Genomic DNA, 19,751 nt, shown 5'->3' with positions numbered 1-19,751 from the left:
TGAGTTCTACGGCAGTTCTCTAGCAAAACGCTGCCAATCGCGCCGCCATGCGCATAAGGTATTTAGCAGACGTGTTGGCGGAGTGACGTTATGTGGTACAAGGGTATGCAGTGGTTCTATAGAGCGCTCTGGCTGTGTGCAGCCGTGAGCAGTAGCCCCGTTGCGGCACCGCAAATCACCTTTAACGTTCATAGCAATACACCACCGTTTGAATGGCAGAATGAGGCTGGCGAAGAGGTGGGCTTTAATATTGAACTGGCACGCTATATCGCGCAGCAGTTGCATTATGATATTCAAATCCGTCGACAAACGCTCACACAAGCACTGCGGTCGGTAAACGAACAGCGCTGGCAATTGGCCGTGATTGCTGTTCCCGCTAGTCAACCAGTGAATATTCGTGCCGCATTACCGCTGTTGCCCACCTACGTTAGTGCTTATAACCAGCGAGGTGATGGCAATGCCAACGACTGGCAAGCGCTTGCAAGTAAACGCGTCGCGATCAAGCAAGGGTCATCTGTTGCGATGTACCTTGCGCAAACACCACAGCCGATAACTATCGTTCCAGTGGTAACTAATGAACTTGGTTTTGAGCTACTCCGCCAAGGCAAAGTGGACTATGTCGTCTCCGAATTCTATTGCTCTCGGCGCATGTTAACCAAGTTTCCTCTCGCCAAAACTGCCGGAAATCCACTACTTTATAGCCAGTTTTACCTCATTAGCTCTAATAAAGATCCTGAGTTTGCCGCTGCGGTAAATGGTGTACTCAAGCGTAGTTACGACAATGGTTATTTTGACGATTTGCTGAATCAATGGGTGGGATTTGGTAAAGAGAAAATTGAGTTAGGCCAGGTCCGTAATAACTTTTTCCAAGGGGCGCTGATTACGGCACTAATTTCCAGTATGGGGATGCTAATTACGCTGTACATCAGTTTAGTGCTACGAAAAAAGACCAAACGCTTAAAGCGGGAATTAGTCAATCGCCGCAAAGCAGAAGCCGAAATCAAACGGGTGTCGGCGCAGTTTCACTCAGTGTTGTACGGTCTACCCCATGGTGTATGTTTACTCGCACCTGATCAACAACTGTTGTGGCATAACGGTAAATACCCTTGGGTGTTAGAACCACAACAACTGGCCCAAGCACAACCAGCCCAACAGCTTGAGCAGTTGCTGCATACAACGTTCACTGCAGATACATCACAAAGCAGCGAGTTTACGCTGCACAATAAACGCTGGAAACTGGAGTTACATCGAATTTCTGCCGACATGTTGGCATTGTTTATTGAAGATTATACCGAGCAGTATGAGCTTAAGCAGACCAGCGAACTGTCGGCACGTTTAGCCTCGTTGGGTGAACTCTCTGCCGGTATCGCCCATGAAATCAATAACCCCGTAGGGCTGATCACCCAATCTGTTAGCTTAATACGCGATCTTTTGGAAGACCTACGCTTTAGCAGCAAAGATAAAGCTTTAGGACCACTGCTTGCTGAACTGGACTATAGCTGTGAGTCTGTCGATGAGGCTTCAGCTCGCATCGCTCGAATAGTGCGAGATCTGAAGAATTTTGCGCAACCTGGGCTCGACATGGCATCCAAAGCCATCAACATCAACCACGTGGTAGAAACGGCATTACGGCTGACGCATAACAACGTCAAGCGGTTAGAGTTACAACTCACTCTGCATCCGACACTACCGGGCGTCAACGGGGACGAGCTGCAACTGCAGTTAGTGCTAGTAAATTTTATTCAAAATGCCTGTTTGGCCATGGACAAAGCCACACCGCGCCTAAATATCAGTACCGGCATAGAGAATGACAGTGTCTATGTCATTGTTGCTGATAACGGCTGTGGTATGGACCAGCAAACATTAACCCGTATCCGTGAACCTTTTTTTACGACGCGGCGCAGTGAAGGCGGAACAGGACTTGGACTATCAACCAGCAATAGGATTCTGACCGAACACCACGCACAATGGCAGATACGCTCCCGCCTGGGTACAGGGACGGAGATGAAATTACTGTTTAGGAGTGTCGGATGAAGCTCTGCCGAAATATTCTGGTAATTGATGATGAAACGCGTTGGTTACGCACCATTGCTATGGTACTCAACCGCCATATTCCCGAAGCACAAACATATACTTGCGAAAACAGCCGACAAGCGCTTCAGCTCATGCGCGAGCTCGACATCACCTTAGTTTTACTCGACCTCAACATGCCTTACCTTGATGGTCGAGAGTTACTGCGAGACATACGCGAACAGCTACCCTACGTGCGGATCATCGTTGTGACGGGGTTAAATGAAACCGACATTGCCGTCGCCTGTATGAAACAGGGAGCTTACGACTTCATCGCCAAAACTAGCCCAACTGACCAACTGTTAATGTGTGTTAGACGCGCCATGGAAGTCATCACGCTTGAGCGCAGTTACCACCGCATTAAAGATGGCTTCTTTCACCGTCGGCAACTGAGTTCTTTTGACCAATTACTAACGACTGATGTCAAAATGCTGGATTGCTTCAATTACGCAGCAACCCTTACTGATAGTAACAAACCGATCCTGATCGTTGGCGAGCCGGGCACCGGCAAACGGCTGTTTTGTGACGCCTTGCAACAGTTATTCTGTGAAGATGCCCCTTTACTCCAACTCTCACTCGCAGAACGTTCGTCAGCCGAGCTAGAAGTCGCCTTATTTGGTGACAACGAGACCCCAGGCATACTACAAACTGCGGCTAACGGCATTGTGTTACTCAGCGAATTAGACCATGCGACTACTGCAGTGCAAATGCTGTTGGCAAGACTCTGCCAAACAGGGAGATATTTCCCTAGAGGATCATTGCGAGAGCACACACTTAACTGTCGGCTCGTATTCACCAGTGAGCTGACATTAGAGCAACTGACTGAGCAGAATTTTTCGTTAGCGCTGAGCTATGTACTGCGACCGCAGCGTATTACCCTTCCCCCTTTGCGAGAACGCCAAGCGGATATTGGCTTGCTGCTACAGCATTTTACCGAATGCGCCTGCAATACGCTTGGTAAAAATTATCTAACCATCCCCGATGACTTAGCAAACCATCTGAGGCAATACACGTTTCCGGGCAACATTAGTGAGCTCAAAGCCACAGTAAACCACGCCGTCAGCATCAGTAACGAGCAGCAACTGGCAACTGCACCATTTATGCAAATGCTGGCCCACACCTGTGTAGCAGAGATACCACAGAAGATCACTTTTCCAACACCACTACCAACCATCAGTGCGGCCACGCAACAGCTAATCCATGAGGCGCTAGTGCGCACCAATAACAATCAAACTGCCGCTGCAAAACTATTGGGGATCACCCAAAGCAGCTTAAGCCGTCGACTGAGTAAATCGCACGAATAACAGAGGGAAGAACGGCGAGGGGCAAGTATTCAGGTACGGTTCGTAGCTCTTAGCTCGGCAAATTTTAGGCAAGAAAAAGCCGGGCCTAAGCCTAACACAGATCAGTTAACAAACTGATCGGTTGACAGCACAAATGATCCTACGAAAATGACCCCTTCTTTTGAACGGGGTCATTTTTTATGCTGTCTAACTGGCTTATTGATACGGAATTATTTGCCGCTCATGAGGAGTTGTCCATCTTCCAAAAAGAGCTGCCGTTAGAGTGGATCGAGCAGGCATTAGAGCAAACCAACAAAGCCAGTATAAGAAGGCGAAAACTTCCAACTGAACTGGTGGTTTGGCTGATCGTTGGAATTGGTCTTTATCGAAATCGCTCTATCTCTGAGGTTGTGTCTAAACTCGACCTAAAACTCGTTGATAAGCTAGGAGAAACCGTTGCCCCTAGTGCCATACCTCAAGCTAGACAGCGGCTTACAGCTGCTCCCCTTAAAGAAGAAAAATGAGAGAAGAAAAATGAGGACAGCCACCGAATTTTCAGGCAACACCAATTCCCCTTGGCGCTGCGTAGGTGCGTTGGGCAGGCATTGAGCAATCGAGGAATGGATTCCGAGAAGCGATGGTGAGCGAGGGACCGCGAATCAGAGCGATTTGCGAAAATGACAAACCAGAAGCGCCGTAGCGTTTAGCGCCGCGGGGCGGCATTGGGGTTGTAAGGGCGAATACTCATCGATGATGAGTGTGCTTATGAGCACGAGCCATGGATGGCGAGCTGGCCGTTAAACATGGATGTTGTTCGAGGCCGTCCAGTCCCCTTATCTCGTAGTGTGAGCACGAAAGCTCACGACGTTGCCAAGCGCAGCTTGGTATGGCGCAGCCATAAATCTTTCGCAAACGCAGGTTGCCATCGCGCAGCGATCCATCTTTCGCAAGCACCAACTGGCATTGGCGCAGCCAGAGCTTAGTTCGTCGTGTGAGCACGAAAGCTCACCACTTTCACAAAACGTTAGCCAAAAATCTCTGCCAACCGCACCATATTGTGCTCGATAGCCTCAGTTAATTTGCCGATGTGAATGCCATCAATAAACGCATGGTGCGCTTGCACCGAAAACGGCAGCAGCACCTTGCCCTGCTCCTTTTTATACTTGCCCCAAGCGATACGCGGTACGGCGTCAAACTTTGCCAAGCTTATCGGATGCGCAATGCTGGTAAAACTGATCCACGGAATTGAGGTGATATAGACAAGGTCGCTGCGTTGTTGCAGTTGCGCATCAATCATGTGGGTTTGCGTGCTGGCTTGGTCACGACTGTCGCTGACAAATTGCTGGAAGTTATGGCTGTTAACCACAGTAATAATTTTAAATAGCTCATCGTCGCTATTCATCACAGTGAAAGAAGGATGGAGGGCATGATGTTTGACCACCCTTTGATGGTCGTAGCGATATTTAAACGCTTCGACGCTATTGACGCATGCCATCACGTAATAGATTAACCCGTGGTAGAATGGCAAATTATGCTGTTTGATATGTTGGTAAAGCGGCGTGATATCGAGGTCAAAACACAGATTAAAAAATGGCGAGTCCATATCTTTAAAAAACATGAAATGCTCTTTCCGTTGCCATGTGTCGATATCAACAACTTCCATCTTTGTTCCTTGTGCCATATTGCCACCACCGCATGTGTGCTGAGCGGCTAAATATCACTGATATTTCAGTAAAAATCAAAATGACTAAGTGAAATAAAAGTCGCGCTAACGCGTCAACAATGCACGGCAGTAGGCGCCGTGCTGGCACATCCTTGTGCTTCATGGCATAAGTACATGCACCAACGTTGGCGATAACTTGCTGTGGCACACTACAGCATTGGCAATGGGTAGCTTTCACACCGCTGTAGTGCACCGCCACGGCAACAGCTTAGCCCGAAATCATCTCCTGTAGGGCGGCATTGGCTTCTGCTAATACGTTTTTACCATTGCCGTTTTTCTCAAAGTAGTGATAAGCCTGAAATACTGAGTCACTGCGTCTTGTTAATGCGTACGTCAGTTTTTCTACCTCTTTTTGCTGCTCAGGAATAGTGAATAAGTTGTAGCTCTGGCGGCCGCGAACACTTTTTAGCAGGAGGAATGTTTGCTCCCCATGGGTTTCGACAGTGCCATTGGCCTGTGCTTTATAGCTATCAAAATCCGCCAGTAAGTTTTGTGTGGCTTGATTGACATAGCGGTTGACGATGCTGGATGCATAGCGCTCAACATAAGCCTGTTTGATGCGTTCGTCAGTGGCTTTCTCGGCAACAGCCGCCAGCTTTTGCGGCAACTCATCGGCGAGTTGCTGATAACGCTCAATAGCGCGCGCTTCGCGACGGCGCAGTAATTCGCTTTGTTTAACCAGCTCAGGATTATCACGGCGAACTTGGCGGACTTGCTGTTCTAAATGGCGTACCCCTTTGTTGTTTAACTGTTTGGCACGGAGGTACTGGCTAATTACCGCTTTTTGCTCTGCAGTGAGATGTGTGACAAATTGCTGCGCTTGCTCACTGCTCAGGTTGCCAGGAGTGAAATAAGCACAATAGCTATGGTTACCCACACTAATAGGGTCACTCCAAACGTAGCGAGGAAACTTAGCCACATCTCGCTTGCTTGCATGGGTTTGCAAATAGTCAGCGCAATCTTTTACTGGCTCATCCAAGGTGTAAAACGCGCTACTGCCACGAATGCTGCGCACATTGTAGCTCAGTGCATCAACCTGTTTTAACACTTGCTCGTAAGCGGTTTTGGCGGCGGGAAATTGCGTCTGATATTGTTCAATTTGTGCCGTGTATTTGCCAGTAAGTTCATCCAGTTTGGCATTGGCTTCGTCTACCTTAGCTTTTACACGCAGCAATGGCTCGACCTCGGTTTGTGCAGCGGCGACGGTCGCTTTCATTTGCTGCACTTCAGCCTGAGAATTTCGAACAAACTCCGCTTGGTAGTCCGCATATGGCGGTGTGTTTTGCAGGCCACCATCCAATTTGTCAGCAAGAGCCATCATGGCATCAAATGATTGGAACGCGGTTTCGGCCTCACTTTTTAGTTGTTGCTCTAGTGCCCCAATCTGTTTTAAGCCTGCGTCATCCACCGCATACAAGGTATATTCAGCCCCTGCATTACCGCGCAATGAGCTAAGGTCGCTGATCTGAATCGATTCTGGGTATTTAGAACAGGCAGATAACGCCATGATACTAGCCAATAGAACCAGTCGTCTTAAGTGCATATTTGTTCTCTCTTTTTCAGGAATTGGTAAGCGTTGCTTAGGGGTTGCGTTGCTATCATCAGCTACCAGTATTGCCATTAACTCCCCCACCCTGCGGTAAATAGTAGGTGCCGCACAAATCCCCACCACAGCTCAGTGAAACTTAGAACAAACCCGATAATAAAAAGCCACTTAACAACCTTTAAAACGTTGGCGTTAAGGCACAGTAGCTTGAAAATGCCAAACAACATGGCTGCTGCCGCTAGGGTATAAATCGCTACACCGATGCTGGTGCCACCAGTGACCGATTGCGCCAAATAATTAAGCTGAAACAGCGGCAGTGCTACGCCGTCAACGGCCATATCAGCGAGCGTTGGGTGCGCTTTGAGGTAGCTTACAGGCAGTGACGAAATCAGCTGAGATATCAGTGGTAGACGCAGATAATCGAGATCCACATACACAGTAGCAAGAGGTAAACCGAAGCTATACAGCACTTTGACTGAAGTGGCTTGAATGTGACTAAAACCAACCACACTGATCAGCAGTAGCGCGGCGCTCAGTAGCACAGCCACTGGCACAATCACCCAAGCTAACATGCCGATATTGACCCAACGCAGTGCAGCAAACTGCACCAACCAGTTGAGTCCAAAACAGATGGCAGCAATGCCTGCATAGTTGAGCAGATAGACCTGCATTACCGCATCGCTTACACCATTAATGGTGGCACCATTTGGATAGTAGATAATTCTGGTGTTCATTGATGACATCCTGACAGGTTGGTTATTTCCTATATGATGAGATATTGCTGGAGGCTGTTTATCTTTGCCGGTTGTTTTTGCAGCAGGCAGCGCGTGATTTAGGCAAGGCAGGTGATGTGCCGTGTAGTTATTCTCCACCAACAGCGCCTAACGCTGAATAAATTGCGCGCTGTCGCGGCCCGAAGGGTTCATTTAAACGCCTCCTGAACTTTGTTGCGCCCAGCTTGCTCAGTTGACTAAGCGTCGCAGGTCTCGCCTCGTTCATAAGGCGTTTAATTTGAACCAAAATTAAACACTAAAGATCAACAGCCCCTAGGGGCGTTTCGTCCACGATTTGGCAATGCCTCGCCACATAAATACCCAGCGCACTTTAGCAAACCGCGCCGACTCAGTTCGACAGACGACATTTCGGCAAAAAACCACAAAAAGAGTTGTAAAAAACTTAAACGGCAACAACCGCCGCCGTGTTAGCACGTGCAAATCATGCTGCGCCCCCTTCAACTTGAGGATATTTCATGTTGCCATGAATTTTACTCATAAAGATGTGGGCAAAACCGTTTAACAGACGTCTAGACATCCATTATCATAGCGGCATATCCACTGTTGTTTACGTTGTAAAAGGAATCCTTCATGGCACATCAACTTCCATTTCGCAGCGACGTAGTAGGTAGTTACTTACGCCCTGCTTACCTGCATCAAGCCCGTCGTGACTTTACGGCCAACAAGATCGACAAGGCGGAGTTAACGGCCATTGAAGACCGCGCAATTACCGAGTTGGTTGAGCAACAAAAAGCCGCTGGTCTCAAAGTGATCACTGACGGTGAGTTTCGCCGTGGCTTTTGGCATATCGACTTCTTAGAAAACCTCAACGGCGTTGAAGGTTATGTGCCAGAGCAAGGTTACAACCAGAAGTTTCACGGTAAAGCGGCGCCGTCGTACAACATCCGCGTGCACGACAAAATCAGCTTTAACACTGCACACCCATTTTTGGCGCACTTTGCCTTTTTGAAAAAATGGGCTGACGCCGATGGCGAGTTGGTTGCCAAAGCGACGATTCCTAGCCCAACCATGATTTTGCGCCAAGAAGTGCTGGCAAATGAAGATATTAGCCATTTGCAAACCATCTATCCGAACTTGGAGGATTTCTATCAAGACTTGGCCGAAACTTATCGTGTGGCAGTGAAAGCCTTTTACGATGTCGGTTGTCGTTACCTGCAGTTTGATGACACTAACTGGGCCTTTTTGGCGGATGCCAGCAAACGTGAATCGCTGCAAGCTAAAGGCATTGATGCCGATCAGATTGCTGCTATCTGCGCTGATATCATCAACGGTGCGCTGGCAGAAAAGCCTGCGGATATGACCATCACCACCCACATCTGCCGTGGTAACCACGCGTCATCTTGGTTGTTCTCGGGCGGTTATGAGCCGATTGCGAAGCAGCTGTTTGCCAGCAATTATGATGGTTTCTTCTTGGAATATGATAACGACCGTGCCGGTGATTTTGCGCCACTGCGCCATTGGGCCAACAACGGTAGCCGCATCGTGCTCGGTTTGGTGACATCGAAATTCCCAGAGTTGGAAGATACCGCGCTGATCAAAGCCCGCATTCAAGAAGCCACTGAATATGTGCCGCTGGACAACCTGTGCCTGAGCCCACAATGCGGCTTTGCCTCAACTGAGGAAGGCAACAAGCTGACCATTGACGAGCAATGGAACAAGATCAAGCTGATCAACCAAGTTGCTCAAGCCGTGTGGCAAGACGCTTAAGCGGTAAAACGCAGGTAGCAAAAAGGCGACCAGTGGTCGCCTTTTGTGTAACTGGCTTCGAAAGGAACGCGCTAAGCTCCATTGTATGAGCTACTCATCAGTACAGTCGCCCCAACAGGTTTGAGTGGTTTCTTTCTCGGAAACGATACGGCCATGTTCATAGATCCGTTCATAGTAAGGTTCACCCAGCATATAGCTCACTTGCTTGCCATGTAACTCATTATCTAGATAGGTAGAAAAATCAGTAAGTTGTCCATCTTCATTAAACTCATAGAACTTACCTTGGCGTCGGCCTTGGTTATCGTAATGCGCTATCGCTAGTGTATAGCCTGCGAGGTCGGTCGCGCGCCAATCACCAATTTGCTTACCCTGCTTGTAGGTGCCATGCCAAATCTTGTCATAGTAGGTCTCGCTATAAAACCATGCGCCGTCACGTTGGTCGTTAACATAACGCCCTTTAGTGATGGGCTTACCGTCGCGATTGTACTGTTCAAAATCGCCAGTTTGCTTGCCATGTTGATAATGTTGACGCAGCAACAGCTTGTCATCTAGCGTCGTCGTGAGCCATTCACCGTGGTATAAACCGCGGTTGTCATAACGCTCGATACGTTTAGTATCTTGGTCTTGATAATGCCACTCACCAACTTTTTTATCATGCTCATAACGGCCTTGTACGGTGACGATATTTTCTGGCAATAAGGTCTCGACGTAGTCGCCGTGATAACCGCCGTCTTTAAAGTTCGCTTCAGTACGGATTTGAGAGTCGTCACTCCAACTGTCAGAGGTGGATAGATATTTACCGTCTCTTAGGCCGTCTTTATAGGTCACAAAGCCTGTGACTTGCCCTTGGGCATCAAACTCTTGCTCAAATGACCACTTACGGTTGGGATCTTTTTGGCGTTGAAACACCAGCTGGCCGTTTTTGTATGCTTTGTAGTCGCTGATGGGCTGTTTTTGCGAGACGTCATACGTCGTTTCGCGCTGCTTGTTACCGTCTTTGTCGTAATCAATTTCACTGAGTAGCTGGTGCTGATCGTTATAGTGCTCAAGGCTAGCAATCTGCTCTGAATCGCGATGATAACGAATGTAGTCACCCACATGTTTGCCGTCTTTAAAGTGGCTTACGTTAGTCAGCAAGCCGTTACTATCCCAGCTTTGATCCAATCCATTTTGTTTACCATCGACGTATTGGCGCTCGCGCACTAACTTGCCATCTTCTGCCCAATAACGGCTTGGGCCATTCAGCTCACCATTTTTATAGGTGCTTTCCCACTGTTTGTTGCCATTTTTGTAGTAGCTGATGTTGACGCCGTCTAACTCGTTATTACGGTAATGGCTGCTGTCTTCCGGTGTGCCATCTTGGCGATATTTGCGGTACTCGCCGTCAAGCTTGCCATCAACAAAATTACGCACAACGAGCAGTTGACCATTGTCGTAATAGTTACGAAATTCGCCCTCTTCTTTACCGTCCTTATAGTTGCCGCTTTCCAGCACGGTAGTGCCATCTTCAGCAAAACGTTGGTACGGCCCCTGCTTGATATCATTCACCAGTTGATAGCTGCTGCGCAGTTTGCCATTAGCGTGGAAGTAACGTACCTCGCCGGTCACTTTGCCTGCTTGCATTTCCATGGTGCGATCAAGTGAACCGTCTTCGTTAAAGATCCGCGTAAACCCAGAGAACTCGCCGGCAGCATCAAACTGACCATCTGACGCGAGTTGCCCATTGGCATAGTAGAACTTGTAAGGGCCAACTTGCACGGTATCTGCTGGTTGGGTCGGGTCTTTCATTTTGCCTTCAAAACGCAGTTGTTTGTTGTCGGCGTAGTAGATTTTGATGGGATGTAATCCGTTAGCGTCTGCTGCCGCGGTTGCATCATACTCGCTATAGTAGATGGCCTTAGCTTTGGTGGTCGGCTGCCAACTATCATCCAGCCACATTGTGGCCGCCGAGGCGACACTCGACACTAACCATAAACACAGTAAACCAAAACGCATTATGCCGACTCCTTATGGCAAAACGGGGAAAAATTATTGCAGCCTAATAATATATGAGCGGTCAGTACACCGCTCACATTGGGTCTGTGGTTGTTCACAGCATTGTTGCTGTGGTAAGGCAGCTTATTGAGCACAATCAGCTGATCAATCGGCCTCATCATAGGTCTCCTCACTAATTAGTTTACCGTGCTCCCATACCGCTTTATTGTTAATAAATCCGTTTAACATCATAACGTTGATATCTTTATAGTAGGCGGTAACAGGCCACACCCCATCGGCATTGCTGTTTTATAAGTGATATGCCAATCCCTATCGAGCCATAAAGTTTGTGCATTGGCTGCAAAGGTCAGCAGCCAGAGACCAAGTAAACCAAAACGCACTAACCCAACGCCTTATGGCAACGCCGGGAACGTGGTAGTCCATTGTCGTTTGACTGGCTCACCAAGAACATTGAGATGTTGCACACTGGCGACTTTACCCACAACTCGCAGTTGCTGCTGCGCAGTCAAAATATCGGCCAGTTTGCTGTCGGCCACTTGGCTGGAATGTTTCCCGTCTGCACTCATGATTTTCAGCGGCTGTCCCGAGGCGTTGAGCAGATGATAATGCGCCATAAACTCCGCAACCGTTTGCTGCAGATCAACACCATCCAACTGGGCTACGGACACTAACCAAGGCTTGTCACTCGGTTGGAAATCTAATGCTTGCCACTGTGGCTGACCATCGCAACTTAGTTCGCTGGTTACGCTGATGCCATAAAAATAGCGACGAATACCATCATCGGTACTCAACTGATATAACGTGGAGAATGGTTCGCTATTTTGCTCATTGTCAGCCAGCCATGTCAGCTTATGCCCGTTTTCCTCATTGCCCGACAGTACGCGCAGTTGACAACTGTTATCCCAATCGGTCGGCAGAGAAATGCTACTGCCTTGCTTGTTCTTGGTATTGGGCGTTAACTCATCAAAGCGCTGCCGCTGTTGCTCGCTAGCATCGTGCCCATAACCATATAACAGGTCTTCAAACAGCGGCGGATATTCTGGATGCTGCTGATATTTCTCAGACGTTATAAAGGTGAGCTTGCGGCTGTAGGTCGACTCGCTAGCCTCTTGGGACGCATAGAAGGTCATTTCGGTCGGCGTTTCGCTCAGTTTCAGCAGATAACGCTCTGGTGTTGGTACCTTGCTGTACCATTTGAATATCAGCTTTTCGCTGTAATTGAGAAAATCGTTGTTGTCTTCTGGCCACTCTTTATATTCCCCTTTCAACCCTTTCATGAAGAGCATCAATTGGGTATTGGCGCTGGAATCCATTGTTAATTCATAGGTATCAGCTTGATCGGCCAAAGGTTTAATAGTGATAGTGGCGTCATTGATGTTGATGTGTTGTTCACCCGCTTGCCACTGTACCTTTTTCGTCAGGTAGCTAACCGGATAATAATCGACGGTGGCGGTGAATGAATCTATGCGTTTCAACTCAGATTCTTTATTCCAACCCAGCGGCACCACTTGGGCACGTAATGCCATATCATCAGGGTAGCTTGAGTTAATCACCCACTGAAAATCCACATCAAGCGGTTGCTGACTAGCATCAAATGCTTTGATCTCTTCCAGTTTCACTCTACCGATGGCTTGTTGCGGCTTGCCGTCATGAGGTAACACGAGTTCCGGTCCATCGTTACTGGCGTGAAAGATACCGTGATCGTACGGTAGCATTGCTTCGCCAGTGGGGGGGACAAGCATATCTTCGCTGATATCGTCTCCATAAATCGGCTGCCAATCGTCAAACGGACCATAGCCATCAAAGTCAAACTGTGCAGGCTGATCACCTGGTAGCATGGCAACACGAGTGCGCACTTCAAGCTTTTTGCCGTAGCGCTCCATCTGTTGCTTGCTAACCAATATTAGCTGTTTTAACCAACCGTCATCACGCGCCAACACCATAACACCGTATAGGTTGCGTTGATCTTGCGCATCTCGGCCGTCGATAACGGTCGTCACCTCATCATCGGTGACCTTGTTCACGGTAACGCTGACCGATTGCCCAGCAAACTCAGGCAAATCGACACTTGCCCCGACTGTCGCTGGAATCGTTTTCAGCACACCTGGCGTTAATGTGCCTTTGGTGAATTCGGCGATCGCTTCTTTGCCGCCTTTTTTCAGAATCTCTTGCCAGACGTCATCATCCAGCGCCCGCAAATTCTGCAGTTTGCCGCTGTCAGTATCAATAGTGAGCTCGAGGCCCTTGGAGAATAATCGCATGGCTTTTTCGTCTTGACTGTCCGCTGCCAGACTGTTCAGCCGATGGCTGCCACCGGCACGAATATCGACATAATCACTGGTAGCAATAATCTTTAGCGGTGAGGTGTCAGTCACTTCGAAGTGTTGTCGCTGCGTCGATTTTTGTTGCTGGCGGCCATAGCCTGACACCTCAATATCAGCGTAAGTCCAATAAGTGTGTTCGTCGCCAACACTCGGATCAAAAGTAACCTCTTTAGCGGGAGAACATGCGGTGATGGCAAGCATTGAGGAGAGAAGTAGCAGGTATCTATACATAGCAGATATCATTCCATGAACTGAAGAATCCTGTGCCACGAGGTTAACTCATAACCTGCTTTATGCGGCACTTTTATACATGACAAATCGCGGTCAAAATTCGGTAAGTCTACTGTAACTGCAACGGTTGCTGCCATTCGAATTCGGTGGACTTATCCAAGGGTTTAAAGCGGAAAATCTGTGCCACATAACCGCTTAAGCGCAGCTGTTTATCCGCGGTGAGCACTGACGCTAACGGCACATCGCTGGCAAAATCTAACGCGTAACCATTAGTGCCGACTAGCGATAACAGCGCCTGCTGCTGATTCACAAAGCGATAATCTTGCAAAAACTCATGCACAGGCTGTTGCAGATCGAGCTTGCCAAACAGCGACACTGGCACTAACCAGCTAGTGTCGGATGGCTGATAAGGTAAAGCTTGCCAATGAGCAGTTGCATTGCACTTTAAGCGGGTAGTGACTTCCAGCTGACCACGCCAAGCATCAGCACTGTTAGATGACAATAACTGATAACGCTGTCGCCCAAAATGGGCTTTATCCGTCGGTTCCGACACGGGCTGCCAATGCACCGCGAATTGTTTATCCGTCTTCACCACTAATGGTTCACATACACGCGCCCATTCGTAAGGGACATCCAGCAGATTAATCTTGGCCCTGATGCTCTGCAACTTAGATACTTGTTGCCAACTGTCAGCACCGTCATGACGGTAACGCGAGTCATCCATATACGGCGGATTGTGCGGGTCTTTAAGGAACTCCTCACGGGGAACAAACCGTATATGGCGAGAACCTGCGGCGCTGTCAGCCACTGTTTCCACATAAAAAGTGACTTGTTGTGGTGTATGTCGCAGCGACCAACGCTCACGATGGAGCTGAGGATCAGTAATTTTGTTTAGCAACAGCTGATCTTTGGGGTGCCACCAAGTGTCCTCATCAGGTTCGGCAAACCGCACCACTTCACCGCGCATACCGTCATAGTAAGGCAGCAATCTTTTGTTGCTCGGGGTGGTAATACTCACCTGATAATCGCCATTCTGGTTTGCATCGGGCGTAATGTGGATTGTGACACCATCAACGGTAAACTGCTGCTCGCCGGCCTGCCAAGTAACGGTTTGCTGCTGCACTTTGGCGGGGAGATAATCGACATCAGCTTCAATGTAACTCGGGGCCTGCATCGATGGTATTTTCTGCCAGCCATAAGGCAACACAACCTGCACGGCACTCTTACGATCTAACATTGTCGGCGCTTGATACTGCGGCGCCCAGCCGATATCGATCACGTCTCCTGCACTGTTATAAGCGGTGATATTACGCAGATTAAAGTGCAGAGGTAGATGCTGTAATTGCGGTTGCTGGGGAATAGCCAGTAACAATTGGTTTTTACGATCGTCAAAATAACCTGTGTCGTAGCTCAAAGCGGTATCGGCGGGTAGCTCGGCAAATAGCTGGTCAATGTCGGGCCGCGACAAAATCGGTATTGGTACATCAATATAGTCTGCGGTTAGCTGCTGCCAGTCGAACGCTTGCTCAGGTGGTAACAGCGCCAAACGCAAATGTGCATGGTCGCGCCCCGCCAATTTATCCTCTTTCGCCACGGGAACATCCATCACCAACACCATACTTTTTAACCAACCGCTAGTGCGGTCGAGTACCAGTTCACCGTTCACTTTAGGGCCTGACTCGGTACTAGAGAGTTGCGCTGTGAGTTGCTGCTCGTTGCTATGGGTAACCGTTAAGGTCATCGGCACACCAGCCAATGATTGCAGTGCCACTTGAGCACCTTGTTGCGTGGGAATATGTTGTAACAGCGCGGGCATTAATAGGGTCTTTTGCAGTGTTTGCAAAAATAGCGGCGGGGCTTGCTGCTGCAGTTGTTGCCATGCGGCGCGGTTGTGGGCGCTGACCTCGGCCGCTTTAGCGGTATCTTCACGGGTTAGCGAGAACCCTTGTGAGAATAACGGTAATAGATAATCATCACTCGCCTCACCATTAAAACTATTAAGGGTGATGCGATTGCGGTAGTTAACATCAAGCTGCTGTAGCTCAACGTCCATGCTGAGTGGTGAGGTTTCGCTAATGCGGTACTGTTGCAGCGCTGCACTTTGATACACACTGCGGAAACCGCCCTCTGCATCAATCTGACTGTAAACCCAATAACTACGCTGGTCATCCACTTTGGCTTTAAAGTCGCCTAAGCTCTGCCCACAACCGCTGAGCAGCAACACCAGCACAACTAGCCAACCTTCCTTGAACATCCCTTATTCCCTACCGCTGTAACACTAATAAAAAGCCCGCGATTGGGCGGGCTTTTATTGATTACCGAGGCATTGCCTCGGCAAAGAAATACTGAGTTAGAGCTCCATACAAGCTTTCAGCTTGTTCATGGCGTTCTTTTCCAACTGGCGAATACGCTCAGCGGATACTTGGTAAGTATCGGCCAACTCTTGCAGCGTGGTCTTGTTATCGTCATCCAACCAACGGGCACGCAGAATATGTTGGCTGCGTTCATCCAAGGTTTTGATAGCGGATAACAAACGAGTTTGTGCGTTAGATTCCCAGTTGTCATGCTCCACTTGAGCGGCGACATCAGAAGAATGATCTTCCAAGTACAGTGCTGGCGCAAAATCATTGTCATCATCACTGTCGTTGCTCATGTCGAACGCGGCATCTTGCGCTGCCATGCGGGATTCCATCTCGGTGACATCTTCTTTAGATACCCCAAGATTTTCCGCCACCATGGAGACTTCTTCATCGCTGAACCAGCCTAAACGTTGTTTAGCTTTACGCAGGTTGAAGAATAGTTTGCGTTGCGCTTTGGTGGTTGCCACTTTCACGATACGCCAGTTTTTCAGGACATATTCGTGAATTTCAGCTTTGATCCAATGCACTGCAAAAGAGACCAAACGAACACCGACCTCTGGGTCAAAGCGTTTTACCGCTTTCATCAGGCCAATGTTACCTTCTTGAATTAAGTCGGCTTGTGGTAATCCGTAACCGGAATAACCACGGGCGATGTGCACTACAAAACGTAAGTGCGACATAATGAGCTGCTTAGCTGCTTGCAGATCACCGGTTTCCTGCAAACGCTTGGCCAGCGCATACTCTTCTTCAGCTTCCAACATTTTGATGTTGTTAACTGAATGAATATAGGCTTCGAGGCTATGGCTTCCTTGTGGAACCATCAATGCCATTGATTGCGTTTGTCCAGTCATACACGCTCCCATTTCGTTTTACCGCAGACCCAATGATAATTCACTGAGATAGGGCACTATCGACTAACTGACATGATATGTCAACCGCCGATCCGGCCAGAACAATATTTTTGCCCCGTCACTAAGACATTGCAAGTGAACATTAGTTCACAAAATCATCAACTCGGTTCAATCGCTCGTAGATGATGACGCACTGAGACATAAGAGCCGAGCCAACCGAGGAATGACGCGGCAATCATCATCTTGAGTAGTTCACTGAACGACAACCCTTTCATATGAATGTCGCTGCCATAAAGGCCCAATAAGTGGGTGAGGGCCCCATCGAGATACCACACCAAAATATTAATAATTAGCCACGCTAATATGCCACCAACGACACCATACCATATACCAGTATACAAGAATGGCCGCTGAATGAATGCCTCAGTAGCACCAACTAACTTCATCACTTCAATTTCGCTGCGGCGATTCATAATCGCTAACCGTATGGTGTTACCGATAATCAACACTACCGCTAATACCAATAGCGCGCCAATAGCAATCACCGTGCGCTCTAACACATGTACCAGTGCTTGCAAGCGTTCGAGCCATTCAATGTCGAGACGACCGAAACTGACTTCAGGCTCACGCTCCAGCTTTGCCAGTAACTCTCGAGCACCTTGCGGCGTAGAGTAACGCTCGGTAGGAAATACCATGACCACGGCGGGCAATGGATTCTCATTCAGGTAATCGAGCGCATCGCCAAAGCCGGATAATTTACGAAACTCGGCCAATGCCTGCTCTTTGCTGATGTAACGCACATCATCGATTTCAGGATAAACCTTCACACGGGCAATTAGGCTTTGAATACTTTGCTCGCTGCGGTCACCATCAATAAACAAGGAGATTTGTGCCGCGCTGTCCCATGATTGGGTGATGGTTTCGGCGTTTTTCACCATCACTTGCAGCGCCGCAGGCAAGCTTAAACTCACGCCCAGCACCGCCATGGTCATCACCGATGACATTGGGCTGCGCCATAACTCACCCAAGCTGGCCATGGCATGCTGTACATGGCGAATAAAGAACATCACGATTCTGCCAGTGATCGGCAACTTGCTGCGGGTTAATGAGGCTGAACTGGCCATTATCTGTCCCCCTCAGTCATGGATGTGGTGCTGTCTAACTCGCCGCCCAACATGCGACCTTGGCGTAAGGTAAAGGTGCGGTATTTCATGCGAGCGATCAGCCCTAAATCGTGCGTCGCTATCAGCACACTGGTGCCGGCGTCATGGAAGGTTTCAAATAGTCGCAAAATATCCATCGATAATTTGGGATCTAAGTTCCCTGTGGGCTCATCGGCCAATAATAAGGAAGGTTTATTCACAATGGCGCGAGCAATGCCCACCCGTTGCTGTTCACCGCCCGACAACATCACCGGATTATGGCGCTCTTTGCCGTATAGACCGACCATATCTAGGGCGCCAGCCACCCGCTTGCGGATTTCGCCGAGTGTAAAACCTTCAATCACCAGCGGCAGAGCCACGTTGTCAAACACACTGCGGTCCATCAGCAGATGATGGTTTTGAAAGATCACGCCGATATCACGGCGCAGATAAGGCACATGCTGACGTTTGATATTGGCGATGTCATGACCGCCAATATACACTTTGCCAGCACTAGCTCGCTCAATCACAGTGATCAACTTGAGCAGGGTACTTTTGCCCGCGCCGGAGTGACCGGTCAAAAATGCCATTTCCCCTTTTTGCAGATGAAAATTAACCTCTGTTAGCGCCTTCTGGCCACCAGCATAGATTTTGCTAACCTGCTCAAATCGAATCATGTTTTAGCTGTCCGTTTTTTCCTGACTGAACAGGGCGTCGATAAAGTCCTTGGCATTAAAGGTACGCAGGTCATCAATCTGCTCACCCACGCCGATATGACGGATAGGGATACCAAATTTATCCGCAATAGCAAAGATCACCCCACCTTTGGCGGTGCCATCTAACTTACTGATCGTTATACCAGTAATACCTACTGCTTCATGGAACAGTTGCGCTTGGCTGATGGCATTCTGGCCGGTGCTAGCATCCAAGGTCAGCATCACTTCATGCGGCGCATTTGGGTCGAGTTTTTTCATCACTCGCACCACTTTTTTCAGCTCTTCCATTAGGTGTGCTTTGTTCTGTAACCGGCCGGCGGTATCGGCAATCAACACGTCGGCGCCACGCGCTTTAGCGGCCTGCAAGGCGTCAAACAATACTGAGGCACTATCAGCACCAGTGTGCTGCGCAATCACAGGGATCTCATTACGTTGCCCCCACACTTGCAGCTGTTCCACCGCTGCGGCACGGAAGGTATCGCCCGCCGCCAACATCACTTTTTTGCCTTGACGTTGGTACTGCTTGGCCAGTTTACCAATGGTGGTGGTTTTACCCACACCGTTAACACCCACCATCAGCAGCACAAAGGGGCCATTGCTGTTTTCTGGAATGAGCGGCACGCTGACAGGCTCAATCATTGCCAGCATTTCATCACGCATCAGATCATAGAGCGCTTCGGCGTCTTTCAACTGTTTACGATTGGCATGCTCGGTCAGGCTGTCGATCAATTTACGCGTAGTGTCGACGCCAACGTCGGCGATCAACAGCTGTTCTTCCAACTCGTCGAACAGGTCATCATCAATCTTTTTACCGCGGAACAGGCCGATAAAACCGCTGCCGATGTTTTCACTGGTGCGCATCAAGCCACGTTTCAAGCGAGCGAATAAGCCCTCACGTTTCGGCTTTTCTTGCGGTTCTGGCTGCACTTCGGCTTCGGCTTCGGCTTCGGCTTCGGCTTCGGCTTCGGCTTCGGCTTCGGCTTCGGCTTCGGCTTCGGCTTCGGCTTCG

Annotated in this window: 13 protein-coding genes and 1 pseudogene; 4 read left to right on the top strand and 10 right to left on the bottom strand. The window is 49.0% G+C overall.

All coding sequences use genetic code 11. From position 1 onward, the window contains the following. Positions 1–90 precede the first annotated feature (90 nt). The 3 genes and pseudogenes from ACN0TT_RS08870 to ACN0TT_RS08860 all read left to right on the top strand — a co-directional run. Positions 91–2,034, top strand: coding sequence for an ATP-binding protein (locus tag ACN0TT_RS08870; RefSeq protein WP_417761789.1), 1,944 nt, complete (start codon positions 91–93; stop codon positions 2,032–2,034). Continuing rightward, positions 2,031–3,374 (top strand): sigma-54-dependent transcriptional regulator, encoded by a 1,344-nt coding sequence (locus tag ACN0TT_RS08865; protein ID WP_417761788.1) that lies wholly within the window; start codon positions 2,031–2,033, stop codon positions 3,372–3,374. Before ACN0TT_RS08870 ends, ACN0TT_RS08865 begins: the two co-directional genes overlap by 4 nt. Before the next feature lie 179 nt (positions 3,375–3,553). After that, a pseudogene (locus ACN0TT_RS08860) lies at positions 3,554–3,868 on the top strand (transposase domain-containing protein); the annotation flags it as partial. Between the two features lie 509 nt (positions 3,869–4,377). Here the strand turns inward: ACN0TT_RS08860 and ACN0TT_RS08855 are convergent. From ACN0TT_RS08855 to ACN0TT_RS08845, 3 genes are all read right to left on the bottom strand, one after another. After that, on the bottom strand, positions 4,378–5,034 hold the full coding sequence (locus ACN0TT_RS08855) for a CatA-like O-acetyltransferase (protein WP_417761787.1): 657 nt from the start codon (positions 5,032–5,034) through the stop codon (positions 4,378–4,380). Between the two features lie 250 nt (positions 5,035–5,284). Then, positions 5,285–6,697 carry a hypothetical protein gene (locus ACN0TT_RS08850; RefSeq protein ID WP_417761786.1) on the bottom strand — a complete coding sequence of 471 codons (1,413 nt, stop codon included), beginning with the start codon at positions 6,695–6,697 and terminating at the stop codon, positions 5,285–5,287. Continuing rightward, a complete protein-coding gene (locus tag ACN0TT_RS08845) occupies positions 6,697–7,356 on the bottom strand; it encodes a hypothetical protein (RefSeq protein WP_417761785.1) in 660 nt (219 codons plus the stop codon). Before ACN0TT_RS08845 ends, ACN0TT_RS08850 begins: the two co-directional genes overlap by 1 nt. 630 nt (positions 7,357–7,986) lie before the next feature. Here ACN0TT_RS08845 and ACN0TT_RS08840 point away from each other — a divergent pair. After that, the gene (locus ACN0TT_RS08840; RefSeq protein ID WP_417761784.1) at positions 7,987–9,123 is read left to right on the top strand and encodes a 5-methyltetrahydropteroyltriglutamate--homocysteine S-methyltransferase; all 1,137 of its coding nucleotides are present in this window, start codon (positions 7,987–7,989) and stop codon (positions 9,121–9,123) included. Between the two features lie 90 nt (positions 9,124–9,213). On the opposite strand, the gene ACN0TT_RS08835 is transcribed toward ACN0TT_RS08840, so the two are convergent. The 7 genes from ACN0TT_RS08835 to ftsY form a co-directional block, all read right to left on the bottom strand. Further along, positions 9,214–11,118: a hypothetical protein gene (locus ACN0TT_RS08835; RefSeq protein ID WP_417761783.1), complete on the bottom strand. Its 1,905-nt coding sequence runs from the start codon at positions 11,116–11,118 to the stop codon at positions 9,214–9,216. Between the two features lie 392 nt (positions 11,119–11,510). After that, positions 11,511–13,673, bottom strand: coding sequence for a hypothetical protein (locus ACN0TT_RS08830; protein WP_417761782.1), 2,163 nt, complete (start codon positions 13,671–13,673; stop codon positions 11,511–11,513). A gap of 109 nt (positions 13,674–13,782) precedes the next feature. Next, positions 13,783–15,927, bottom strand: coding sequence for a hypothetical protein (locus tag ACN0TT_RS08825; protein ID WP_417761781.1), 2,145 nt, complete (start codon positions 15,925–15,927; stop codon positions 13,783–13,785). Between the two features lie 96 nt (positions 15,928–16,023). Further along, positions 16,024–16,884 carry an RNA polymerase sigma factor RpoH gene (gene rpoH, locus ACN0TT_RS08820; protein ID WP_417761780.1) on the bottom strand — a complete coding sequence of 287 codons (861 nt, stop codon included), beginning with the start codon at positions 16,882–16,884 and terminating at the stop codon, positions 16,024–16,026. Between the two features lie 158 nt (positions 16,885–17,042). After that, positions 17,043–18,008 (bottom strand): permease-like cell division protein FtsX, encoded by a 966-nt coding sequence (ftsX, locus tag ACN0TT_RS08815; protein ID WP_417761779.1) that lies wholly within the window; start codon positions 18,006–18,008, stop codon positions 17,043–17,045. Next, positions 18,008–18,703 (bottom strand): cell division ATP-binding protein FtsE, encoded by a 696-nt coding sequence (gene ftsE, locus ACN0TT_RS08810; RefSeq protein ID WP_417761778.1) that lies wholly within the window; start codon positions 18,701–18,703, stop codon positions 18,008–18,010. Before ftsE ends, ftsX begins: the two co-directional genes overlap by 1 nt. A gap of 3 nt (positions 18,704–18,706) precedes the next feature. Next, positions 18,707–19,751 (bottom strand): signal recognition particle-docking protein FtsY (gene ftsY, locus ACN0TT_RS08805; RefSeq protein ID WP_417761777.1); only part of this gene is annotated, 1,045 nt, incomplete at its 5' end.

The organism is Shewanella sp., from assembly GCF_048265805.1.
Classification (GTDB): Bacteria; Pseudomonadota; Gammaproteobacteria; order Enterobacterales; family Shewanellaceae; genus Shewanella.
The sequence above is the reverse complement of the archived record's forward strand: the minus strand, read 5'-3'. Positions and strand labels throughout refer to the sequence as shown.